A 23,268-nucleotide genomic window follows, 5' to 3' on the forward strand; every position below is an offset into this window, starting at 1 on the left:
CAGCCTGCCAGATTAAAGGCCACTTTCGCAGTGGTTCGGTTTCAGCAACGTGACGTCGTTGATGATCGCCCGGTCCAACGACGTGCCGGTGAAGGCGGTGGCCAACGGCATCGCCTCGACCGGTGAGGTGGGCAAGGACTTCGAAGCTCTCACCGTCAAGGGCGACAGTCCGATCAAATCGCCGAAGGAGCTGGAGGGCAAGAAGGTCGCGATCAACACGTTGAGAAACATCAACGAGACCGCGGTGCGGGCTTCGGTGCGCAAGGCGGGCGGCGACCCGGACGCGGTGGAGCTGGTCGAGCTGGCCTTCGACCAGATGCCGGCGGCGCTCGACGCCGGGCGGGTCGACGCGGCGATGGTGGTGGAACCGGCGCTGGCCACCGTCAAGAGCCAGGGCGGCCGGGAGATCGCCAACCCCATGATCGACATCGCGCCGAAGCTCACGGTCGCCATGTACTTCACCTCCACCCTGTACGCGCAGGAGAACCCGGAGACGGTGGAGAAGTTCCAGGAGGCCACCGCCGAGTCCCTGGCGTACGCCGACGCCCACCCCGACGAGGTCCGCGAGATCGTCACCACGTACACGAAGATCCCGGCGGACGTGGTGGCGAAGGTGACGCTGCCGAAGTGGCCGGCCGAGCCCGACCGCGCCGCGATCGAGGAGCTGGCGAAGCTCGGCCGGGAGGACGGCCTGTTCGAGAAGGCGCCGGATCTGGACGAGCTGCTGCCGTGAGGGGCGCGAACGCCGCACTCGGGGCGGCCGGTCTCGCGGCCTTCCTCGCCCTGGGCGAGGCGGTGCCGCGGCTCGGCCTGGTCGAGGAGGACTACTTCCCGCCGACCAGCCGCATCGCCGACGCGCTCGGCACGGAGATCGCGGACGGCTCCTTCTGGACCGCGCTCGGCGACACCCTCACCGGGTGGGCGCTGGGCCTGGCGATCGCGATCGGCGCGGGGATCGTCATCGGGGTGGTCCTCTCCGTGGTGCCGTACCTGCGCGAGGCGACGGCGTCCACGATCGAGTTCCTGCGCCCGATCCCGTCGGTGGCGCTGATCCCGCTGGCGGTACTGCTGTACGGCACCGAGCTGAGGTCGGTGCTGCTCCTGGTCGTGTACGCCTCCTTCTGGCAGGTGCTGATCCAGGTCCTCTACGGCGTCCAGGACGTCGACCCGGTCGCCGAGGAGACGGCGCGGTCCTACGGTCTCGGCCCCTGGGCGCGGGTCCGGCACGTGCTGTGGCCGACCGCGCTGCCGTACGTCATGACCGGCGTGCGCCTCGCGGCGGCCGTCGCGCTGATCCTCGCCATCACCGCCGAACTGGTCATCGGCGCGCCCGGACTCGGCGCCCGGATCGCAGTGGCGCGGACCTCGCAGGCGGTGCCCGAGATGTACGCGCTGATCGTGGTCGCCGGCCTGCTGGGACTGCTGATCAACGTCGGGGCCCGGTCGGTGGAGCGACGGGCGCTGGCCTGGCACCAGTCGGTGCGCGGGGAGGTGGCGGTGTGAGGCGGGTGCTGCTGCGGCTGGTCTTCGTGTTCGCGCTGCCGGCCGTGCTGGTGACCGTGTGGTGGGTGGCCTCGGCGGGCAGCGAGGACGTGTACTGGCCGCCGCTCGCCACCGTCCTGGAGACCTTCCCGGACGTGTGGACGGGCGAGCGGTGGCGCGGTGACGTACTGCCCAGCGTGCTGCGGCTCGCGGCCGGCTACGCACTCGCGGCGGTCGTGGGCGTCGCGCTGGGCACACTGGTCGGCTCCTACCGGCGGGTGCGGGCGGTGTGCGAGCCGGCGCTGGAGTTCCTGCGCGCGGTGCCGCCGCCGGTGCTGGTGCCGGTGATCATGCTCTTCGCGGGCATCGGCGACACGATGAAGATCGTGGTCATCGCCGCCGGCTGTGTGTGGCCGGTGCTGCTCAACACCGTGGAGGGGGTCCGGGCGGTCGACGCGGTGACGGCCGAGACGGCCCGCTCCTACGGGGTCACGGGGGTGGCGTGGCTGCGGCACGTGGTGCTGCCCTCAGCGAGCCCGCAGATCTTCGCCGGTCTGCGCCAGGCGCTGTCGATCGGCATCATCCTGATGGTGATCAGCGAGATGTTCGCCGCCAGCAACGGGCTCGGCTTCACCATCGTGCAGTTCCAGCGTTCCTTCGCGATCCCCGGCATGTGGACCGGCATCCTGCTGCTCGGTCTGCTCGGTTTCGTGCTGTCGGCCCTCTTCCGGCTGGTCGAGCGGCGGGCGCTCGGCTGGTACCACGGTCTGCGTGCCGCCGCCCGGCGGCCCGGGTCAAGCTCCTGAAAGGGCGGTCCATGCTCGACGTACGCGGCCTGAAGAAGGTGTACGAGGGATCGGGGCGGCGCGTCGAGGCGGTGCGCGACCTGACCTTCTCCGTGGCGGCCGGGGAACTGGTGTGCCTGGTCGGCCCGTCCGGGTGCGGCAAGACGACGCTGCTGAGGTGTGTGGGCGGGCTGCTCCGGCCGACCGCCGGCGAGGTGCTCCTGGCGGGGCGGAAGGTGGACGGCCCGCCGCCGGGGATGGCGTTCGTCTTCCAGGAGTACGGGCGCAGTCTGTTCCCGTGGATGCGGGTCGGCGAGAACGTCGAACTGCCGCTCAGGCGGAAAGGTTTGGGCAAGGCGCGGCGCCGGGAGCTGGTCGCGGACGCGCTCGGCTCGGTGGGACTCGCGGACGCCGCCGGGGCGTACCCGTGGCAGCTGTCCGGGGGCATGCAGCAGCGGGTGGCCATCGCCCGGGCACTGGCCTACGAGCCCGAAGTGCTGTTGATGGACGAGCCGTTCGCCGCGGTGGACGCGCAGACCCGCGCCGACCTGGAGGACCTGGTGCGGCGGCTGTGGCGGGAGCGCTCGATGACGATCCTCTTCGTCACGCACGACATCGACGAGGCCGTCTACCTGGGCGAACGGGTGGTCGTGCTGTCCGCCTCCCCCACCGTCGTCAGGGAGCAGCTGAAGGTCGACCTGCCTCATGGGCGGGACCAGGTGCACACGCGGGTGGCCCCGCGCTTCGCCGAGCTGCGCACCCGTGTGTACGAGCAGATCCAGGCGGCGAAACGCGGGACGGAACGGCCGGTCAAGTCACCCCTGCCGCGGCAGGGGTGACACTCCCCGCGGCGCCCTCCGGCTCCGGGCGGCCCGCGCTGTGGGTCACTCGGGGGCCGGGACCACCCTCAGGTGGGCGGCCGCGGTGCGGCGGGGGCGCGCGGCACGGGGCGGGGTACGGCGCGGCTCGCGAAGGACCAGGGTCAACCGGGTGCAGCCCAGTTCTCCCAGAACCCTGGGCGTTTCCACCACGACCCGGCAGTGGGTGGTGCCCCAGCGCGGGTCCGGGTGGTGCAGCGGCCGTACGGCGCCGTCGTGTTCGACGGCCTCCGCGCCGACGGCACGGATCCAGTGCGGCAGGCCCTGGCGGTAGGCCGCCTCCATGATGGGGTCCTGGGCGATGTCGCGGCGGACGGCCTGCAGGCCCGGGTCGTGGCCGTACCGCTCCAGGGCGGCGGCGAAGTGCGCCAGCATGGGCAGGCACCAGCTCGACTCGTGCTCCCCGAGGACCGCGGACGCGTCCGGGTGGAACAGCACGAACCTGAGGAAGTTGTCGCCCGGCATGGCCGTCGGGTGCGGTCCGGCGCCCCGGAAAAGTGTCCGGAAGGCGCCGTTGGTCAGCACCACGTCCCAGCGGTGGTCGACGACGAGCGAGGGAAAGGGGACGGCCTCCAGGAGAGCCGTGTAGTCCTGGAGATACGCCTGGACCTCGGGGGTCGCGGGAGCGGGCCGCGGCGCCGGCCGCTGCCCTCCTGCCTGAAATGCCATCGGGAGGTCACCCCTCTTGCCTATGCGGCCTTCTCGCGGCTTCCCGATCCTGGTGCCCCGACGCGAGGCGTGTCAACTATCGTGGCATTTCGTGCCTGTTGACGGCTGAAATAGGCCACAGTTGTGGCGATACCTGGATGTGAGTTCGAGCGGCGCGCTACTCTCCGGGGAGTTCACGGCAACCGCTTGTGAAAAGCCTGTGAGAGAGATGTGGGAGAGCTGTCGGTGACGGGTGGCTTCGAGGGTCCGGGCGCCCTGCCGACGGCCGCGCTGCCCGCCGTCGTCGCCCGCGTCACCGCGCTCGCGGACCGGCTCGGCGTACCGCACGCCGAGGTCTTCGACATCGGTCGCCTGTCCGCCGCCTCAGGCGTCCCCGAGCCCGTGGTCGCGGCGCTGCTGAGCGGTCGGCCCGCCGGTGAACCCGACGTGCAGGCGCGGTTCGTGCAGCGTCTGGACCTGCTGCGCCGCACCCGGCTCAAGCCCAACGGCCGCAGGTACACCCAGCAGGAGATCGCCGACGGCGCCGGCATGTCCCGGCAGCAGGCGGGCGCCCTCATCAACGGCGACCGGCGGCCCACCATGGAGCACTGCGACGCCATCCAGCGCTTCTTCCGGGTGTACGCCGGATTCCTGACCGCCGAGGACCCCGAGGCGCTGGCGGTCGCGCTCCAGCACACCGAGCAGGAACTGCTCCAGCAGCTCGCCGACCGGGAGCGGGCGGCGACGGCCGCCGCCGAGGACCCCCTGGAGCGGCTGCTCCAGGACCACGGTGTGCGCGGCATCGCCTGGCGGGCCGCCCAACTGCCCACCGACCAGCACCGCGACAAGGTCGCCGAGTGGCTGGACATGCTCCTGGAGAGCGTCAAGCGGCCCGAGTCGTGAGCGTGGGGAGAGACGTGGGCATCGGCAAGGAGATGCGCCGCCTGTGCGGCGAACTGGTCGAGGAGCTGACGCTTCCCGCGCCGGCGCCGCCCGCCGAGCTGTACGGGGCGCTGTGCGGGGCGATGAGCAGACGCCGGGGCCGTCCGGTGCTGTTCCGCACGGCCGTCTTCCCGTCCGGCACCGCCAGCGGCCTGTGGCTCGACTTGGCCGAGCAGGATCTGGTCGTGGTCGAGGAACGCACCGCGCCCGACCACCAGTTGGTGATCCTCGGGCACGAGCTGTGGCACATGAAGGCCGGGCACCGCGGTCACCACGTCGAGGGCGGCGTGGTCGCGGCGCGGCTGCTGGAGGGGGACGGCCTGGACCGGGACGAGGAGGCTTTGCGCGCCACCGTGCGCACGGTGGCCGCACGCTCCCGCTTCGACCTCGCCGAGGAGAAGGACGCGGAGACCTTCGGGCTGCTGCTGGCCAGCAAGTGCCGCACGTGGCTGGACGGTTCGCCGCTGCGCGGGCCGGTGCAGCGGGACCACCTGGCGGGCCGGATCGGCGCGTCGCTGGGGTACCCGGGCTGATGCCTCGATCGGCTCGTGCGGGCCGGGTGCGGGGCGCGTCCCGGTTCGATTGTCAGTGGTGGACGGCAAGCTGGGGATGTGCCGCCGCCGGGCGACGGCGCGTGACCGCTGACGTCGTTGTGGGGAGACCGACCGATGACCACCGCCGTACTGACCGATCACGAACGCGCGGCCGTGCAGGCCTACCTGCGGCTGCTGCACACCGTACGGGCCGGGTTCGACGCCGCGCCGGGACCGGCCGGTGCGCCCCGTCCGGTCGTCGTCCCGCCTTCCGTACTGGCCGAGGCGGACCAGGCGCTGCGGGCCGCGGGGCTGGCGGGGAACGAGGAGGCGTTCTTCCGGCTGCTGCGGAGCTGGCGCCCGGCCTCCTGACGGGTCGGGTGCGACCTCGGGGTATCGGGGCGCGGGTGTCTTGACGACTCAGGCGTTGGGGACCGTGACGGCCGTCGCGACCAGTCCTTGCCGGGCGGTCCAGCGGCCGTCGAAACGAGACAGGCGCCGGCCGCCCACGGTCGGTCCCGGCACCAGGAGCGCGGCGCGCAGGGTGCCGCCACGCGGGTCCCCGGGGTCCACGGAGATCTCGATGTCGGCCTCGGTGAAGTCCAGCCACCGCCCGGTGAGGGGGAACCACGCCTTGTAGACGGACTCCTTGGCGCTGAACAGCAACCGGTCCCAGTGGACACCGGGGCGCTCCTCGGCCAGCCGGCGCAGCCGCTCCGCCTCGGCGGGCAGCGAGACGCTGGACAGGACACCCTCCGGGAGCGGCCCGTCCGGTTCGGCGTCGATGCCGAGCGAGGCCAGATCGGCGGTGCGGACCAGGGCGGCGGCACAGTAGCCGTCGCAGTGGGTCATGCTGCCGGTCAGCCCCGCGGGCCAGACGGGCGCACCGCGCTCGCCCTTGAGCACGGGCTGCGCGGGCACGCCCAGCTTCTCCATGGCCCGGCGGGCGCAGGAGCGCACCACGGTGAACTCCCGGCGCCGCTTGGCGACCGCCCGCGCCACTAGCGGCTCCTCCTGCGGGAGGAGGGGCAGATGACCGGCGTCGTCGTTGCCGTGGGCCTCCACGGCGACGACCGTGTCGGGGAGCAGTTCCTCGATCACCGGTCCGCCTCCTGACGGACCGGCGCGGGCAGGACGCGGCGCAGGGCGCCCGGCGGCCCGCTTCGCCTGCGCCATTCGCGGGGGTAACCCACCGAGACCTCCTCGAAGCGGACCCCCTCGTGCCAGGTGGTCCGGGGGATGTGCAGGTGGCCGTAGACCATGGTGTCGACACGGAACCTGCGGTGCCAGTCGGCGGTCAGGCGGGTGCCGCACCACATGGCGAACTCGGGGTACCACAGGACGTCGGTGGGGTGCCGGTCCAGTGGGTAGTGGTTGACGAGAACGGTCGGCAGGTCGGCGGGGAGCTCGGCGAGCCTGCGCTCGGTCTCGGCGACACGGGCCCGGCACCAGGCCTCGCGGCTCGGGTACGGGTCGGGGTGCAGCAGGAATTCGTCGTTGCACACGACGCCGGTGCCGTGGGCGTAGGCCAGTCCCTCGTCCTTGGTCGCGCACCCGGCGGGCAGGAACGAGTAGTCGTAGAGGAGGAACAGCGGCGCGACCACCGCCGGGCCGCCGGCTCCGTCCCACACGGGGTACGGGTCCTCGGGTGTCGTCACGCCCAGTTCCCGGCACACGTGGACCAGGTGCTCGTAGCGGGCGGCGCCGCGGAGGGTGACGGGGTCCTTGGGGTGGGTCCACAGTTCGTGGTTGCCGGGGGCCCACACGACCCGGCGGAAGCGGTCCGAGAGGGTGCCGAGGGCCCAGCGGATGTCGGAGACGGTCTCCGCGACGTCACCTGCCACCAGGAGCCAGTCGTCATCGGAGCCGGGGCGCATGCCCTCCACGAGCTCGCGGTTCTCCCGGTATCCGATGTGCAGGTCGCTGATGGCCCACATGCGGCCCGGGCCACCGGTCGTCGACGTCATACCCACCCCTTCGGGACGCGTGTTCGACGCCACGAGATCACATCCCGGCTCCGGTCACAAGCGCGGCCCCGCGCGCCCGGCCGGGGCCTTGCGGCCGCCCCGCACCGGCGCCGCTGCGTCCGTGCGGCGCACTTTGCACCCGCAGGCGTGCGTACCCCTATGATCGCCCCAACACCACCGCCCCGATTCACCCTTCGCGCAGGGCGGCTCGGTGTCCCTCCTCCCCCTGGCCGGGCACGGCCCGCTTCGCCCTGCCCGCGAACCGTGAAAGGCGGCCTGCATGGTTTCTCCCGTACGCGTCTGGCTCAACCGCACGTACGCGGAGAACGTCTTCTTCATGGATCAGCTGCGGCGAAATCCCGCCGACCGGGCCGTCGAGATCCACGCGACGCACGGCGACCCGGACTCCCCCGTGCTGGCCGCCGCGGACACCGCCGACCTGGAGCCGGAGGGCCTGTCCGCGGCCGGCTACGTCGAGTACGCCCTGGACCAGTGCGCGCGGCGCGGGATCGACGTGTTCGTGCCGCGCCTGCACCAGACCGCGATCGTGGCCCACCGCGCGGAGTTCGAGGCGTCCGGTACGGCCTTGCTGGCACCGCCGCCGGAGGCGGTGGCCGTCTTCCAGGACAAGGTGATCGCCTACGAGGCGGTCCGGGCGATCGGTGTGCCGGTGCCCCCGTGGTGGCGGGTCCGCACGGCCGGCGAGCTCGTGGCGGCCGTGGAGGAGTTGGAGGCGCTCGGTCACCGGGCGTGCTTCAAGCCGGCGTCCGGCGCGGGCGGCGTGGGCTTCCGGATGGTCACCCGGGACGCGTTCTCCCTGACGCAGCTGAACGGCTTCCCGAGCCCGTACGTCCCGTTGCCCCTGGTCGTCGAGGCGCTGCGGGCGGCCGACGGTCCCGTCGACTGGCTGGTGATGCCCCGGCTGGAGGAGCCGGAGGTGTCGGTGGACTGCCTCACCGGTCCCGACAACCGGGTACGGCTGGCCGTGGGCCGCACCAAGAACGGCCGCCGCCGCGGGTTCACCCTCCAGGACCAGTGGCTGGCGCCGGCCCGGCGGATCGCCGAGGCGTTCGGGCTGCACCACCTGTCCAACGTGCAGTTCCGGATGTACGGGGACCGGCCCGTCCTGATGGACGTCAACACCCGGCCCGCCGGGGGGCTGCACCAGCTGGCCCTGTGCGGGATCAACGCGCCGTGGGCGGCCGTTCGGCTGGCCCTCGGAGACGATCCGGGCGAGATGACACCGCCCTTCCTGGGCCAGGACTACGCGGTGGTGTCCGGGCCGCGCCCCTTGCGCCCGGTCCCCGCGCCCCAATCGCGCACGGACCTCACCGCCGCTCCGCCCCCGGCCCCGGTGACCCGCCGCACGCCCACCGTGCCGACCACCACCCCGGCGGGCACCGTCGCCCACGACCCGGCCGCCGGCGCTCCCGCGTAGGCGCTGTGCGCGGGCACGAGCAGCCTCCCGGAGACGCCGGGGGCGGCGGCCGGCACACGCCGGGCTTCCCGCGCCGAAGACCTCGCGCGCCTGCCTCGCCGGCTCCGACAGCCGTACGCCGTCGCGGCGTTCGGCGCCGGGCGCGCGGACGCCGGACCGTCCCGCACCGCGGCCTCCCCGGCGGCTCGGGACAGCGCCTCCGCCTCGGCGCCGAGGCGCACGGTGAGGCACCACGGCCCCACCGCACCGGCCCGCACGAGCGCCCCCACGCACTGGTCCCGGCCGCTACCACGCGTCAGGGGCGACAGCGGGGGCCGGCGTGAGTGCTGTGGGATGCCCCGACGCTTCGGGAGGTGGACTGTGGGGTGGCCCGCGCCGGAACCGCGCGGCACGGCGCCCGCCCGGTCAGGCGGTGCCGGGCTCTACCTCAGGTACGCCAGACCTGGATGGACCGCCGTGTAACCCTCGACGAGGCGGTGGGCGACGTTGACCGAGTCGACCAGGGGATGCAGGGCGAAGGCGCGGACCGCCGACGCGCGGGAGCCCGAGTCAGCCGCCGCCAGGACTTCACGCTCGACGGCCTTGACGGCGCAGACCAGGCCCGTGGCGTGACCCGGTAGCGGGTCCACGGCCAGCGGGTGGGCGCCGTTCGCGTCGACCAGGCACGGGACCTCGATCACGGCGTCGGCGTCGAGCACCGCGAGCGTGCCGCGGTTGCGGACGTTCAGGATCAGGGTGGCGCGCTCGTCGCGGGCGACGGCCCGCATCAGCGCCAGCGCCACCTTCTCGTAGCCGCCGGACAGGTCGTCGGCCTCGCGCTCGCCCGCGCCCGCCGCCTCCCGGTTCTCGGCCATGTAGGTGGCCTCGCGTTCGGCGCGGGTCCGGTCCCAGGTGGCCAGCGCCGGGGCGTCCGGGTGGCGCATCTCCTCGTAGAAGCGGGCCTGCTGGTCGCGCAGGAACGCGCCGCGGGTCCGGTCGGCCTCCTGGTAGGCGCGGACGGTCTCGCGGTTGAAGTAGTAGTAGTGCAGGTACTCGTTGGGGACCGCGCCGAGCGAGCGCAGCCAGTCGGGGCCGAAGAGCCGGCCCTCCTCGAAGGAGCCGAGCAGCGCCGGGTCGGCGAGCAGCCGCGGGAGTTCGTCACGGCCGGCGACGCGCAGGCCGCGGACCCAGCCGAGGTGGTTGAGGCCGACGTAGTCGATGAAGGCCCGGCCCGGGTCGGCGCCCAGCACGCGGGCGATACGGCGGCCGAGGCCGACCGGCGAGTCGCAGATGCCGATGACGCGGTCGCCGAGGTACCGGGACATGGCCTCGGTGACCAGGCCGGCCGGGTTGGTGAAGTTGATGACCCAGGCTTCCGGCGCCAGCCGGGCCACGCGACGCGCGACGTCGACGGCGACCGGGACGGTCCGCAGGCCGTAGGCGATGCCGCCCGCGCCGACCGTCTCCTGGCCCAGGACGCCCTCGGCGAGCGCCACCCGCTCGTCGTCGGCCCGCCCCTCCAGACCGCCGACGCGGATCGCGGAGAACACGAAGTCGGCGCCCCGCAGCGCCTCCTCCAGGTCGGTCGTGGCGGTGACCGCGGGCGCGTCCGGCACCCCCGCCGCCTGCTCGGCCAGCACCCGGGTCACCGCCGACAGCCGGTCCGCGTCGAGGTCGTGCAGGACGACCTGGCTCACCCGTCCCTCGGCGCGGTCCCCGAGGAGCGCCCCGTACACGAGCGGCACCCGGAATCCGCCGCCGCCCAGAATCGTCAGCCTCACGCCCGTGCCCCTCCGTCGCCGGCCCCATGTGCGTCCGCCGCCGATCATGGCACGCACGGCCCGGCTTCCGGCCGACCGCACCGCCCCTGTGCGGGGCCCGGCGCGGACCGTACCCTCTGCGGGAAACGCTGACCCGCCCCTCCCCGGGAGGTGCCCCCGCCATGACCGCCGCCCCCGAGTCCTCGTCCCTCCCTCCGTCCCGGTCCCTCCCCCGCTCCCGGCACCGTTCGAGCGAGGGGACTCCCCCGCCCGGGGGTGCCCCCACCGCCGCCGACCGGCTGCTGTCCGTGCTGGCCGCGTTCGACCACGAGCATCCGGCGCTGTGCCTGACCGACATCGGCCGCCGGGCCGGGTTGAGCCTCACCACCGCGCACCGGTTGGTGGGCGCGCTGACCGAGTGGGGCGCACTGGAGCGGGACGACTCGGGCGTCTACCACGTGGGGCTGCGGCTGTGGGAGGTCGCCGCGCTCGCCCCCCGCGGTCTCGCGCTGCGGCAGGTCGCCCTGCCGTACCTGGAGGACCTGTACGAGGCGACGCACGAGAACGTGCAGCTGGCGGTGCGGGACCGCGGCGAGGTCGTCTACACCGAGTGGCTGGCGGCCCGGTCGTCGGTCGGCGTGCACATACGCGTCGGCGCACGCTGGCCGCTGCACGCCACCGGAGTCGGCCTGTCCCTGCTCGCGCACACCGGGCCCGAGTTCCAGGAGGCGTACCTCGCGGGCCCGCTCGCGTCCTTCACCCCGTACACCATCACCGATCCGGACCGACTGCGCCGGGTGCTGGCGGAGGTGCGGCGCACCGGGGTCGCGGTGAGCGACCGTCAGGTGACCGACGACGCCCTGTCGGTGGCCGCGCCGGTGCACGGCCCGGACGGCACGGTGACCGCCGCCGTCTCGGTCGTCGTCCCGTACGCGGGCGCGCGGGTGCCGACGCTGGTCCCCGCCGTGCGGCTGGCGGGGCGGGGAATGTCCCGGGCACTGGGGTGGCGTCCGTCGGACGCGGGACCGGCCGGGGCCGGCGGTCCGCTGCCCGGACGTGCGGTCGGTGAGGACCGTGGACAGGCCGACCCCACACCGGATATTCCTCGCACCGGTGAGGACGTACCCCCGGGAGCCTCCTGATACTGGGACGGCCCTTGCCCCGAGGAGCCGCCCATGCCCACCCGGTCCCGTTCGCTCCGCTCGCCCCCGCCGTCGCGCGGCTGCGCACGACGAATCCGTACGCCGTCGACGCGGCCGTCGCCGTGCTGGTGCTGTTCGCCGTCTCCCTGCAGTGGCTGTTCCCGGACGAGGGCGACGATCCGCTGTCTGGCAGGGCTGGCTGCTCGGGGCCGCCACGGCGCTGCCGCTGGTGTGGCGCCGAGCGGCACCCTTCGCGACCGCCTGCGCCGTGCCGCCTGCGGGGGCGACGCCGTCACCGGCGGCGGACCGGACGGCGGCTTCCGCGTAGCCGTGCGCCTGCCGGTCGCGGCCGGACGGCGGGCGGCGCTCGGGTGAGCGTCCGGGTGGTCGTCGCCGACGACCAGGAGCTGGCCCACGGTCGTGGGGCGCTGCGGCAGCTTTCGCCTCGTTCGTGGGCGTTCACGGGGTGAACTCCCCAGCCGGGTGCGGACTTTGTTCGCTTCACCTCTTGACGACCGCTGCGCCGGGGAGCACATTGGCCGCACTCTGAGAGCGCTCTCATCGGCACACCGGGAGCGCGCTCGGGGCCACCCCCGCTTCCCACCCCGCACCCGAGAGGCGCCCCCCACATGAGAAAAACCCCCGGCAACCCGCCCGGGCGACGACTGCGCCGCGCGCTGGTCGCCGTCGTCGGCACGCTCGGCCTCGCCGCGGCAGCCACCGCCATCACCGGCCCGCCCGCGAACGCCACCGTCCCTCCGCCCCCGTCCGGCTGGACGCAGCTCTTCGCCGACGACTTCGACGGCGCCGGCGGCTCCGGCGTGAACACCGCGAACTGGCAGTACGCGACCGGCACCGGATACCCGGGCGGCCCCGCCAACTGGGGCACCGGTGAGATCGAGACGATGACGTCCTCGCCGAGCAACGTCTCCCTCGACGGCAACGGCAACCTGCGCATCACCCCGCAGCGCGACGCCGCCGGCAACTGGACCTCGGGCCGCGTCGAGACCAAGCGCGCCGACTTCCAGCCCCCGGCCGGCGGCAAACTGCGCGTGGAGGCCCGCATCCAGGTCCCGAACGTCACCGGGGCCGCGGCGAAGGGCTACTGGCCGGCGTTCTGGATGCTGGGCGCCCCCTACCGCGGCAACTACTGGAACTGGCCCGCAGTAGGCGAGATCGACATCATGGAGAACACGCAGGGCCTCAATACCGTCTGGGCCACCATGCACTGCGGCACCTCGCCGGGCGGCCCGTGCAACGAGACCAGCGGCATCGGCGGCAGCACCGCGTGCCCCGGCGCCACCTGCCAGGCGGCCTTCCACACCTACCGGGTGGAGTGGGACCGCTCGACGAGCGTGGAGGAGATCCGCTTCTACCTCGACGGCGACAACTTCCACACGGTGCGCGCCGATCAGGTCGACGCCGCGACGTGGGAGAACGCCACGGACCACGGCTACTTCATCATCCTCAACGTGGCGATGGGCGGCGGCTTCCCGAACGCCTTCGGCGGCGGCCCGGACGCCGGCACGCAGCCCGGCCACTCCATGCTGGTGGACTACGTCCAGGTACTGTCGGCCGGTGGGAGCGGTACCACGCCGCCGACCGAGGGTGACCGGGACGCGTACAGCGCCATAGAGGCCGAGTCGTACGACGCCCAGTCCGGCACGATGACCGAGGGCACCTCGGACTCGGGCGGCGGCCGGAACCTGGGCGCGCTCGCGAACGGCGACTGGGTCCAGTACAAGGGCGTGAGGTTCGGTTCGAGCCCGGCGACGCAGTTCAGGGCGCGGGTGGCGAGCGGTGCGCCGGCCGGGGTCAGCGGTCTGGTGGAGGTGCGTCTGGGCAGTCGTACCAGCACGCCGGTCGGCAGCTTCGCCGTGGGCAACACGGGCGGCTGGCAGTCGTGGCGGACGATTCCGGCGAACATCGGCGCGGTGACGGGCACGCACGACGTGTACCTGACCTTCACCAGCGGTCAGCCCGCGGACTTCGTGAACGTGAACTGGTTCGGCTTCGGCCGCTGAGCGGCAACCGGCCCCCCGCAGGAGGGCGCAGGGGCTCCACGCGCGCGTGGAGCCCCTGCGTCGTGCGCGCGCTCAGCGCAGCTCCGCCCGGAACGCCGCCGGCGTCTGGTCCGTGTGCTGATGGAAGAACTTGGAGAAGTTCGCCGCGTCCGGGAAGCCGACCGCCGCGCCGACTCGGCCGATCGGCATGTCGGTGTGGGCCAGGAGGCGCTTGGCCTCCAGGACGACGCGCTTGTCGATGAAGCCCTTGGGCGTCTGGCCGGTGGCGGCGCGCACGGCGCGGACGAGGGTGCGGCGGGAGTAACCGAGCGCGTCGGCGTAGGCGCTGACGCTGTGATTGGCGGCGAAGCCCCGCTCGACGGCGTCCCGGAAGAGAGTGAACGCCGTGTCCCCCGGCGCCGGTCCCTGGCGTGCCTCCTGCGCGGAGCTGACCGCGAGGTGCGCGAGCCGCAGCAGGAACGCGGAGAGCGTGTGGCGCAGTACGGCGGTGTGCAGGCTCAGCGGCAGGGTGGTGGCGTCCTCGTACTCGCGGCGGAGCTGGTCGAGGGAGGCGGTGAGCCCGGCGAGGCGCGCCTCGTCGGGGCGGAGCAGGGGCGGCAGGTCGTAGCGGTAGAGGCCGGTGGCCTCCACGGTGGCGCGGGGCAGGAAGCCGGGTTGCATGGTCAGCGCCGTTCCGCGGTACTCGCTGTCCGGCGAGAAGCGGTGGACCTGTCCTGGCCGGATCCACAGCAGATCGCCGGCCGTCGCCTCGTGCTCGGCGAAGTCGACCATGTGACGGACCGGGCCGCCGGTGAAGAGCATGACGACGTGGAAGTCGATGCGGTGCACGCGGTGCAGCGGGGCGTGCGCGTGCCAGGTGCGGCCGGCACCCATGGGCCCGACCTGCATGCCGACGCCGAGGAGGCTGAGATCGACCGGGAAGGGGAACGTTCTGATCCCGTCGCCGTCCTTCGGGCCACCGCCGTCGCCTTGTCGGTTTTCGTCCGCCATGTCCTTCTCGTGCCGTCCCACCCGTGCGCCCGCGCGCCGGGGCATGTCCCAGTTTCACCACAGGCTGGCACACCACGACCTCCACTCTCAAAAGTCAGACTTTTAAGCTTGAACACGTCGAGTCAGAAACTCCGCCCCTATCGAGGACTTCTTGAAGATGAGCACGCAGACAGTGGACAGCGCGGACCGCCTTGAATGGACCGACCTCGACCGGCGTGCCGTCGACACCGCCCGCGTTCTTGCGGCCGACGCGGTGCAGAAAGTCGGGAACGGTCACCCGGGCACGGCGATGGCTCTGGCCCCGGCCGCGTACACGATCTTTCAGAAGGTGATGCGGCACGACCCCGCCGACCCGGAGTGGACCGGTCGTGACCGCTTCGTCCTCTCCCCCGGCCACACCTCGCTGACCCTTTACACCCAGCTCTACCTCGCCGGGTACGAGCTGGAGCTGGACGACCTGAAGGCCTTCCGCACGCACGGTTCGAAGACCCCCGGACACCCGGAGTACGGGCACACCGCGGGCGTGGAGACGACGACCGGCCCGCTCGGCCAGGGCATCGCCAACGCGGTGGGCATGGCGATGGCCGCTCGTTACGAGCGCGGCCTGTTCGACCCCGAGGCCCCGGCCGGCGAGTCCCCCTTCGACCACACCGTCTGGGCGATCGTCTCCGACGGCGACCTCCAGGAGGGCGTCTCCGCCGAGGCGTCCTCGCTCGCCGGTCACCAGAAGCTCGGCAACCTCGTCTTCCTCTACGACGACAACCACATCTCCATCGAGGGCGACACCGCGACCGCGTTCTCCGAAGACGTGCTGGGACGGTACGAGGCCTACGGCTGGCACGTGCAGCGCATCGAGCCCGCCGCCAACGGTGACGTGGACGTGCACGCGCTGTACGCCGCCCTGACGGCGGCGAAGGCCGAGACCGGCCGTCCCTCCATCATCGCGATGCGCACGATCATCGCCTGGCCCGCCCCGAACGCGCAGAACACCGAGGCCTCCCACGGCTCGGCGCTCGGCGACGACGAGGTCGCCGCCACCAAGCGCGTCCTGGGCTTCGACCCGGCCAAGTCCTTCGAGGTCGCCGACGACGTCCTCGCCCACACCCGCAAGGCGCTGGACCGGGGCGCCGAGGCGCACGCCGCCTGGGGCAAGCGGATCGACAAGTGGCGGGGCGCCCGGCCGGAGCGCGCGGCGCTGTTCGACCGTGTGGTCGCGGGCCGACTGCCCGAGGACTGGGAGGACGCCTTGCCGGTGTTCGAGACCGGCAGGGCCGTCGCCACCCGCGCCGCCTCCGGCAAGGTGCTCCAGGCGCTCGGACCGGTGCTGCCGGAGCTGTGGGGCGGCTCCGCCGACCTGGCCGGCTCCAACAACACCACCATCGACAAGACGAGTTCCTTCCTCCCCGAGGGCAACCCGCTGCCGGAGGCCGACCCGTACGGCCGCACGGTCCACTTCGGCATCCGCGAGTTCTCGATGGCCGCGGAGATGAACGGCATCGCGCTGCACGGCAACACCCGCGTCTACGGCGGCACCTTCCTGGTCTTCTCCGACTACATGCGCAACGCGGTGCGCATGTCGGCGCTGATGCAGCTGCCGGTGACGTACGTGTGGACGCACGACTCCATCGGCCTCGGCGAAGACGGCCCGACCCATCAGCCGGTCGAGCACCTGGCCGCCCTGCGCGCCATCCCGGGCCTGAACGTGGTCCGCCCGGCCGACGCCAACGAGACCGCGACCGCCTGGGCGGAGATCCTCCGGCGGCACTCCACCCACCCGGCCCCGCACGGTCTGGCCCTCACCCGCCAGGGCGTGCCGACGTACGAGCCGAACCCGGACGCGGCGCGGGGCGGGTACGTCCTCGCCGAGGCCTCCACCGGCTCCCCCGAGGTCGTCCTGATCGCCACCGGTTCCGAGGTGCAGCTCGCCGTCGCCGCCCGGGAGGCGCTGGAGGCGGAGGGCACGCCCGCGCGGGTGGTCTCGATGCCGTCCGTGGAGTGGTTCGAGGAGCAGCCGCGCGACTACCGCGAGAGCGTGCTGCCGCCGTCCGTGAAGGCCCGGGTGGCCGTGGAGGCCGGAATCGGCCTGACCTGGCACCGGTTCGTCGGCGACGCGGGCCGCATCGTCTCGCTGGAGCACTTCGGTGCCTCCGCCGACGCCAAGACCCTGTTCACCGAGTACGGCTTCACCGCCGAGCACGTGGCCGCCGCCGCCAGGGAGTCCCTGGCCGCCGCCCGCGGCTGAGCCGAACGCACCAAAGAAGCAGAAAGAGAAGATGATCACTGTGACCGAAGCAACCGCGACCGCGGGGGCGCTGCGACGCCTGTCCGAGGCGGGCGTCTCCATCTGGCTGGACGACCTGTCGCGGCGGCGGATCGAGTCCGGCAACCTGGCCGAGCTGATCGAGACGAAGCACGTCGTCGGCGTCACCACCAACCCGTCGATCTTCCAGGCCGCCATCGGCTCCGGCGAGGGCTACGAGGAGCAGCTCGCCGACCTCGCGACCCGGGGCGTCACCGTCGACGAGGCGGTCCGCATGATGACCACCGCCGACGTCCGCGCCGCCGCCGACGTGCTGCGCCCGGTGTACGAGGCGACCGGCGGGCGGGACGGCCGGGTCTCCATCGAGGTCGACCCGCGCCTCGCCCACGACACGGCGGCGACGGTCGCCGAGGCCCGCCAGCTGGCCTGGCTGGTCGACCGTCCCAACGTGATGATCAAAATTCCGGCGACCAAGGCGGGACTCCCCGCGATCACCGAGGTGATCGGCGCCGGCATCAGCGTGAACGTCACGCTGATCTTCTCCCTGGACCGCTACCGAGAGGTCATGGACGCCTACCTCACCGGCCTGGAGAAGGCGCAGGCCGCCGGGCTGGACCTGTCGGACATCCACTCCGTCGCCTCCTTCTTCGTCTCCCGCGTCGACAGCGAGATCGACAAGCGCCTGACGCTGCTGGGCACGGACGAGGCCCTGGCCCTGAAGGGGAAGGCGGCACTGGCCAACGCTCGACTGGCCTACGAGGCGTACGAGAACGTCTTCGCGGGCGACCGCTTCACCGCCCTCGCCGGGGCCCGGGCGAACACCCAGCGTCCCCTGTGGGCGTCGACCGGGGTGAAGGACCCGGCATTCCGGGACACCCTGTACGTGGAGGAGCTGGTCGCTCCCGGCACCGTGAACACGATGCCGGAGGCCACCCTGAACGCAGCCGCCGATCACGGTGACGTGCAGGGCGACACGGTCACCGGCGGTTACGCCCAGGCCCGGGCGGACCTCGCGGCCGTGGAACGGCTCGGCATCTCGTACGACGAGGTGGTGGAGCAGCTGGAGCAGGAGGGCGTGGCCAAGTTCGAGGTGGCCTGGCAGGACCTGCTCGACGCCGTGACGAAGTCCCTCGACAGCAAGGGAGTTGACGGGGAATGAGCGAGGACCTTCCCGCTGAGACGGTCGGCGAGACCAAGGCGACGAAGGAGGCCAAGGAGACCGAGGCGGCCCGGGAGGCGGCGGGGCCGCTGCACGCCCAGGAGGCCGAGGAGTCGCGGGCCGCCGGGGCGCCGAAGGCCGGCAAGTCGTCCAGGTCCGCCCGGGCCGGGAAGAAGTCGGGGGCGACCGCCGCCACGAAGGGCGCGAAGGCGGCCGGGAAGCCCGTCGAGCCGGTGCCGCCCCTCGACTGGAGCAACCCCCTGCGCGATCCCCAGGACCGCCGCCTCCCCCGGATCGCCGGCCCCTCGGGTCTGGTCATCTTCGGCGTCACCGGCGACCTCTCCCGCCGCAAGCTGATGCCGGCCGTCTACGACCTGGCCAACCGCGGTCTGCTGCCGCCGGGCTTCTCCCTGGTCGGCTTCGCCCGCCGCGACTGGGAGAACCAGGACTTCGCCCAGGTCGTGCACGACGCGGTCAAGGAGCACGCGCGCACACCGTTCCGCGAGGAGGTCTGGCAGCAGCTCGCCGAGGGCATGCGCTTCATTCCCGGTGACTTCGATGACGACGAGGCGTTCGAGCAGCTGCACAAGGCCGTCCAGGAGCTGGACACCTCGCGCGGAACGAGCGGCAACTACGCCTTCTACCTCTCGGTGCCGCCGAAGTTCTTCCCGAAGGTCGTCCAGCAGCTCAAGAAGCACGGCCTGACCGACGCCCCGGACGGATCCTGGCGCCGCGCGGTGATCGAGAAGCCGTTCGGGCACGACCTGGGCAGCGCCCGCGAGCTGAACGCCCTGGTGCACGAGGTGTTCGACCCGGAGCAGGTCTTCCGCATCGACCACTACCTGGGCAAGGAGACCGTCCAGAACATCCTGGCGCTGCGCTTCGCCAACACGATGTTCGAGCCGATCTGGAACCGGTCCTACGTGGACCACGTGCAGATCACCATGGCCGAGGACATCGGCATCGGCGGCCGGGCCGGCTACTACGACGGCATCGGCGCCGCCCGCGACGTCATCCAGAACCACCTGCTCCAGCTCCTCGCGCTCACCGCGATGGAGGAACCGGCCTCCTTCGACGCCCCGTCGCTGCTCACCGAGAAGCTGAAGGTTCTGCGGGCGGTACGGCTGCCCGACGACCTGGGCCTGCACACCGTGCGCGGGCAGTACGAGGGCGGCTGGCAGGGCGGCGCTCAGGTGCCCGGCTACCTGGAGGAGGAGGGCATCGACCCGGCCTCCGTCACCGACACCTACGCGGCGATCAAGCTGGGCATCGACAACCGCCGCTGGGCGGGGGTCCCCTTCTACCTGCGCACCGGCAAGCGCCTGGGCCGCCGGGTCACCGAGATCGCGGTCGTCTTCCAGCGCGCCCCGCACTCCCCCTTCGACTCCACCGCGACGGAGGAACTGGGCGAGAACGCGATCGTCATCCGCGTCCAGCCCGACGAGGGCATGACGGTGCGGTTCGGTTCCAAGGTGCCGGGCACGTCGATGGAGATCCGGGACGTGTCCATGGATTTCGCGTACGGCGAGTCCTTCACGGAGTCCAGCCCGGAGGCGTACGAACGGCTGATCCTGGACGTCCTGCTGGGCGACGCCAACCTGTTCCCCCGTCACCAGGAAGTGGAAGAGTCCTGGCGGATCCTCGACCCGATCGAGGAGTACTGGGGCACGCACGGGAAGCCCGCGCAGTACGCCTCGGGCGGCTGGGGACCGCGGGAAGCCGACGAGATGCTCGCACGAGACGGACGGAGCTGGCGCAGGCCATGAGGATCGACCTGACCGACACCACGGCAAGCAGGATCAACAAGGCGCTGGTCCAGGGCCGCCGCGCCATCGGCACGCCGGCCGTGGGTATGGTGCTCACGCTGGTGATCGTCACCGACGAGGAGAACGCCTACGACTCGATCAAGGCGGCCGAGGAGGCCTCGCACGAGCACCCCTCGCGCACCCTGGTCGTGATCAAGCGGCACCCGCGCAACCTGCGCGACCGCACCCGCTCGCACCTCGACGCCGAGGTCCGGGTGGGCTCGGAGGCCGGCACCGGCGAGACGGTGGTGCTGCGGATGTACGGGGAGGTCTCCGAGCACGCCGATTCGGTCGTGCTGCCGCTGCTGCTGCCGGACGCCCCGGTCGTCGTGTGGTGGCCGGTGGACGCGCCCGACGACCCCGCCGGGGACCCGCTGGGCGCGCTGGGCCAGCGCCGTATCACCGACCTGTACGCGGTGGAGCGCCCGATGGAGACCCTGGAGCGCCGGGTGCGCACCTACACTCCGGGCGACACCGACCTGGCCTGGACCCGGCTGACGCTGTGGCGTTCCATGCTGGCGGCCGCCCTCGACCAGGCCCGGGCGCCGGTGACCTCGGCGACCGTGGAAGCGGAGGCGGACAACCCGGCGGCCGAGCTGCTGGCCCGCTGGCTGGAGGCGCGGCTGCACGTGAGGGTCGACCGCGTGGTCACCGACGGTCCGGTCGTCACGGCCGTCCGGCTCGGGACCGCGAACGGGGAGATCGTCATCGACCGGCCCGAGGGACCGATCGCCACGATGACCCTGCCCGACCAGCCCCCGCGCTCCCTCGCGCTGAAGGTCCGCTCGACCTCCGAACTCATCGCCGAGGAGCTCAGGCGCCTCGACGCGGACGAGATGTACGCCATCGCCCTGCGCGGCGAGGCCGGCAAGGAGACTCCTGTCCATGTCTGAGACCGACACCCCGAAGCTCGACCGACGCCCGGAGTGGACCGCGCTGGCGGACCACCGCAAGGACGCGCTGCCGCACCCGGACCTGCGGAGGCTGTTCGCCGACGACCCCGGGCGGGCCGAGCGGTACGTCGTGCGCGTCGGCGACCTGCGCATCGACTACTCCAGGAACCTGGTCACCGACGAGACGCTGACGCTGCTGCGCGAACTCGCCGCCGCCACCGGCGTGTTCGAACTGCGCGACGCCATGTTCCGCGGCGAGCGGATCAACATCACCGAGGACCGGGCGGTGCTGCACACCGCGCTGCGCGCCCCGCGGGACGCGGTGATCGAGGTCGACGGCGAGAACGTCGTGCCCAAGGTGCACGCCGCGCTGGACAGGATGGCCGACTTCGCAGGCCGGGTCCGTTCCGGTGAATGGACCGGTCACACCGGCAGGCGCATCAGGAACGTCGTCAACATCGGCATCGGCGGCTCCGACCTCGGTCCGGCGATGGCCTACGAGGCTCTGCGGGCGTTCACCGACCGCTCGCTCACCTTCCGCTTCGTGTCGAACGTGGACGGCGCCGACCTGCACGAGGCGGTCCGGGACCTGGACCCGGCCGAAACGCTGTTCATCGTGGCGTCCAAGACGTTCACCACCATCGAGACGATCACCAACGCGACCTCGGCGCGCTCCTGGCTGCTGGCCGGACTGGGCGGGGACGAGAAGGCGGTCGCCAAGCACTTCGTCGCCCTGTCGACGAACGCCGAGAAGGTCGCGGACTTCGGCATCGACACGGCCAACATGTTCGAGTTCTGGGACTGGGTCGGCGGCCGCTACTCCTACGACTCGGCGATCGGGCTGTCCCTGATGATCGCCATCGGCCCGGACCGCTTCCGGGAGATGCTCGACGGCTTCCGCATCGTCGACGAGCACTTCCAGAACGCAGAGGCCCCGGCCAACGCCCCGCTGATCCTGGGCCTGCTGGGCATCTGGTACGGCAACTTCATGGGTGCCCAGTCGCACGCGGTCCTGCCGTACAGCCACTACCTGTCGAAGTTCACGGCCTACCTCCAGCAGCTGGACATGGAGTCGAACGGCAAGTCGGTCGACCGCGACGGACGCCCGGTTCAGTGGGAGACCGGGCCGGTGGTCTGGGGCACGCCGGGGACGAACGGCCAGCACGCCTACTACCAGCTCATCCACCAGGGCACCAAGCTCGTCCCGGCCGACCTGATCGGCTTCGCCCGGCCCGTCGCCGAGCTGAGCGACGAGCTGAAGGCGCAGCACGACCTGCTGATGGCCAACCTGTTCGCCCAGGGCCAGGCACTGGCCTTCGGCAAGACCTCCGACGAGGTCCGCGCGGAGGGCGTGCCCGAGGAGCAGGTGCCGCACCGCACCTTCAAGGGCAACCATCCGACGACCACGGTCCTGGCCGGTGAACTGACCCCCTCCGTCCTCGGCCAGCTGATCGCGCTGTACGAGCACAAGGTGTTCGTCCAGGGCGCCGTCTGGAACATCGACTCCTTCGACCAGTGGGGCGTCGAGCTCGGCAAGGTGCTGGCCAAGCGCGTCGAGCCGGCCCTGACCGAGGGTGCTGACGTGCCCGGCCTCGATCCGTCCACGGCCGCGCTGGTGGCCGCCTACCGTGAACTGAAGGAAGTGCGCTGACATGCAGATCGGTCTCGTGGGTCTCGGCAAGATGGGCGGCAACATGCGCGAGCGTCTGCGCAACGCCGGCCACACGGTCGTCGGATACGACACCAATCCCGAGCTGGCCGACGTGAACAGCCTCGTCGACCTCGTCGAGCAGCTGGAGCGACCGCGCGCCGTCTGGGTGATGGTCCCGGCCGGCGCCGCCACCCAGGGCGTCATCGACCAGCTGGCGACCCTGCTCCGGCACGGCGACACCGTCATCGACGGCGGCAACTCCCGCTGGACGGTTGACGAGAAGCACGCCGAGGAGCTGGCCAAGCACGGCATCAACTTCGTCGACGCGGGCGTCTCGGGCGGCGTATGGGGTCTGAAGAACGGCTACGCGCTGATGGTCGGCGGCGACAAGGAGGTCGTCGACGACCTCAAGCCGATCTTCGACGCACTCAAGCCCGAGGGCCCCTACGGCTACGTCCACGCGGGCAAGGTCGGTGCCGGGCACTTCTCCAAGATGGTCCACAACGGCATCGAGTACGCCATGATGCAGGCCTACGCCGAGGGCTGGGAGCTGCTGGAGAAGGTCGACTCCGTGGACAACGTCCGCGAGGTCTTCCGCTCCTGGCAGGAGGGCACGGTCATCCGGTCCTGGCTGCTGGACCTGGCCGTCAACGCCCTCGACGAGGACCACCACCTGGACAACCTGCGCGGATACGCCCAGGACTCCGGCGAGGGACGCTGGACCGTCGAGGCGGCCATCGACAACGCCGTGCCGCTGCCCGCGATCACGGCTTCCCTCTTCGCGCGGTTCGCGTCCCGGCAGGAGGACTCGCCGCAGATGAAGATGATCGCCGCGCTGCGCAACCAGTTCGGCGGCCACGCGGTGGAGTCCGCCGAGAAGTAGGCGCTCTTCGGGCGGGCCGGAAAGCGCGTTGACGTGATCGGCCGGTTCG

Annotated in this window: 21 protein-coding genes and 2 pseudogenes; 18 read left to right on the forward strand and 5 right to left on the reverse strand. The window is 72.3% G+C overall.

The annotated features are described in order from the left end of the window. Positions 1–34 precede the first annotated feature (34 nt). The 4 genes and pseudogenes from IE142_RS27125 to IE142_RS27140 form a co-directional block, all read left to right on the forward strand. A pseudogene (locus IE142_RS27125) lies at positions 35–733 on the forward strand (ABC transporter substrate-binding protein); the annotation flags it as partial. Further along, on the forward strand, positions 730–1,503 hold the full coding sequence (locus tag IE142_RS27130) for an ABC transporter permease (RefSeq protein ID WP_191888191.1): 774 nt from the start codon (positions 730–732) through the stop codon (positions 1,501–1,503). The pseudogene IE142_RS27125 and the gene IE142_RS27130, both read left to right, overlap by 4 nt. Beyond that, a complete protein-coding gene (locus IE142_RS27135; RefSeq protein WP_191888192.1) occupies positions 1,500–2,288 on the forward strand; it encodes an ABC transporter permease in 789 nt (262 codons plus the stop codon). Before IE142_RS27130 ends, IE142_RS27135 begins: the two co-directional genes overlap by 4 nt. Before the next feature lie 11 nt (positions 2,289–2,299). Continuing rightward, positions 2,300–3,106 carry an ABC transporter ATP-binding protein gene (locus tag IE142_RS27140; RefSeq protein ID WP_191888193.1) on the forward strand — a complete coding sequence of 269 codons (807 nt, stop codon included), beginning with the start codon at positions 2,300–2,302 and terminating at the stop codon, positions 3,104–3,106. Positions 3,107–3,151: 45 nt separating this feature from the next. Here IE142_RS27140 and IE142_RS27145 read toward each other — a convergent pair whose 3' ends face one another. Next, positions 3,152–3,814 carry an MmyB family transcriptional regulator gene (locus IE142_RS27145; protein WP_191888194.1) on the reverse strand — a complete coding sequence of 221 codons (663 nt, stop codon included), beginning with the start codon at positions 3,812–3,814 and terminating at the stop codon, positions 3,152–3,154. Between the two features lie 225 nt (positions 3,815–4,039). Here IE142_RS27145 and IE142_RS27150 point away from each other — a divergent pair, with 225 nt between their 5' ends. From IE142_RS27150 to IE142_RS27160, 3 genes are all read left to right on the forward strand, one after another. After that, the gene (locus IE142_RS27150) at positions 4,040–4,696 is read left to right on the forward strand and encodes a helix-turn-helix transcriptional regulator (RefSeq protein WP_191888195.1); all 657 of its coding nucleotides are present in this window, start codon (positions 4,040–4,042) and stop codon (positions 4,694–4,696) included. 32 nt (positions 4,697–4,728) lie between these two features. Continuing rightward, positions 4,729–5,268 (forward strand): toxin-antitoxin system, toxin component, encoded by a 540-nt coding sequence (locus IE142_RS27155; protein WP_191888239.1) that lies wholly within the window; start codon positions 4,729–4,731, stop codon positions 5,266–5,268. 135 nt (positions 5,269–5,403) lie between these two features. Then, positions 5,404–5,640, forward strand: coding sequence for a hypothetical protein (locus tag IE142_RS27160; RefSeq protein WP_191888196.1), 237 nt, complete (start codon positions 5,404–5,406; stop codon positions 5,638–5,640). Between the two features lie 48 nt (positions 5,641–5,688). On the opposite strand, the gene IE142_RS27165 is transcribed toward IE142_RS27160, so the two are convergent. Continuing rightward, positions 5,689–6,369 carry a 4'-phosphopantetheinyl transferase family protein gene (locus tag IE142_RS27165; protein ID WP_043377689.1) on the reverse strand — a complete coding sequence of 227 codons (681 nt, stop codon included), beginning with the start codon at positions 6,367–6,369 and terminating at the stop codon, positions 5,689–5,691. Next, positions 6,366–7,235, reverse strand: coding sequence for a metallophosphoesterase family protein (locus IE142_RS27170; protein WP_191888197.1), 870 nt, complete (start codon positions 7,233–7,235; stop codon positions 6,366–6,368). Before IE142_RS27170 ends, IE142_RS27165 begins: the two co-directional genes overlap by 4 nt. A 280-nt stretch (positions 7,236–7,515) precedes the next feature. On the opposite strand from IE142_RS27170, the gene IE142_RS27175 reads away from it, so the two are divergent. Beyond that, entirely contained in the window at positions 7,516–8,673 is a 1,158-nt protein-coding gene (locus tag IE142_RS27175; RefSeq protein ID WP_229830907.1) for an ATP-grasp domain-containing protein, read from the forward strand. A 422-nt stretch (positions 8,674–9,095) separates the two neighbouring features. Here the strand turns inward: IE142_RS27175 and IE142_RS27180 are convergent, their stop codons facing one another. Next, complete coding sequence (locus IE142_RS27180) at positions 9,096–10,433, reverse strand: 6-phospho-beta-glucosidase (protein ID WP_191888198.1); 1,338 nt, start codon at positions 10,431–10,433, stop codon at positions 9,096–9,098. 161 nt (positions 10,434–10,594) lie between these two features. Between IE142_RS27180 and IE142_RS27185 the strand changes: the two genes are divergently transcribed. The 4 genes and pseudogenes from IE142_RS27185 (at position 10,595) to IE142_RS27195 (ending at position 13,578) form a co-directional block, all read left to right on the forward strand. Beyond that, positions 10,595–11,554 (forward strand): IclR family transcriptional regulator, encoded by a 960-nt coding sequence (locus IE142_RS27185; protein WP_191888199.1) that lies wholly within the window; start codon positions 10,595–10,597, stop codon positions 11,552–11,554. Positions 11,555–11,568: 14 nt separating this feature from the next. Continuing rightward, positions 11,569–11,855, forward strand: a pseudogene (locus IE142_RS36995) (DUF7134 domain-containing protein); the annotation flags it as partial. Next, on the forward strand, positions 11,786–11,929 hold the full coding sequence (locus tag IE142_RS27190) for a hypothetical protein (protein ID WP_191888200.1): 144 nt from the start codon (positions 11,786–11,788) through the stop codon (positions 11,927–11,929). The pseudogene IE142_RS36995 and the gene IE142_RS27190, both read left to right, overlap by 70 nt. A gap of 254 nt (positions 11,930–12,183) precedes the next feature. Then, complete coding sequence (locus IE142_RS27195) at positions 12,184–13,578, forward strand: glycoside hydrolase family 16 protein (RefSeq protein ID WP_191888201.1); 1,395 nt, start codon at positions 12,184–12,186, stop codon at positions 13,576–13,578. A gap of 72 nt (positions 13,579–13,650) precedes the next feature. On the opposite strand, the gene IE142_RS27200 is transcribed toward IE142_RS27195, so the two are convergent. Then, positions 13,651–14,568, reverse strand: coding sequence for a helix-turn-helix transcriptional regulator (locus IE142_RS27200; RefSeq protein WP_191888202.1), 918 nt, complete (start codon positions 14,566–14,568; stop codon positions 13,651–13,653). 157 nt (positions 14,569–14,725) lie between these two features. Here IE142_RS27200 and tkt point away from each other — a divergent pair, with 157 nt between their 5' ends. From tkt to gnd, 6 genes are read left to right on the forward strand one after another with little or no spacing between them, the layout of a single operon-like run. Further along, entirely contained in the window at positions 14,726–16,810 is a 2,085-nt protein-coding gene (gene tkt, locus IE142_RS27205; RefSeq protein ID WP_191888203.1) for a transketolase, read from the forward strand. Positions 16,811–16,841: 31 nt separating this feature from the next. Beyond that, on the forward strand, positions 16,842–17,987 hold the full coding sequence (gene tal, locus IE142_RS27210; protein ID WP_191888204.1) for a transaldolase: 1,146 nt from the start codon (positions 16,842–16,844) through the stop codon (positions 17,985–17,987). Further along, positions 17,984–19,753, forward strand: coding sequence for a glucose-6-phosphate dehydrogenase (gene zwf / locus IE142_RS27215; RefSeq protein ID WP_191888205.1), 1,770 nt, complete (start codon positions 17,984–17,986; stop codon positions 19,751–19,753). Before tal ends, zwf begins: the two co-directional genes overlap by 4 nt. After that, complete coding sequence (gene opcA, locus IE142_RS27220) at positions 19,750–20,685, forward strand: glucose-6-phosphate dehydrogenase assembly protein OpcA (protein WP_191888206.1); 936 nt, start codon at positions 19,750–19,752, stop codon at positions 20,683–20,685. The genes zwf and opcA overlap by 4 nt, the downstream gene beginning before the upstream one ends. Further along, positions 20,678–22,336, forward strand: coding sequence for a glucose-6-phosphate isomerase (pgi, locus tag IE142_RS27225; RefSeq protein ID WP_191888207.1), 1,659 nt, complete (start codon positions 20,678–20,680; stop codon positions 22,334–22,336). Before opcA ends, pgi begins: the two co-directional genes overlap by 8 nt. A gap of 1 nt (position 22,337) precedes the next feature. After that, positions 22,338–23,219, forward strand: coding sequence for a phosphogluconate dehydrogenase (NAD(+)-dependent, decarboxylating) (gene gnd, locus IE142_RS27230; protein ID WP_191888208.1), 882 nt, complete (start codon positions 22,338–22,340; stop codon positions 23,217–23,219). Positions 23,220–23,268: the final 49 nt, after the last annotated feature.

The sequence above is a fragment of the Streptomyces mutabilis genome (assembly GCF_014649815.1).
Lineage (GTDB): Bacteria > Actinomycetota > Actinomycetes > Streptomycetales > Streptomycetaceae > Streptomyces > Streptomyces mutabilis.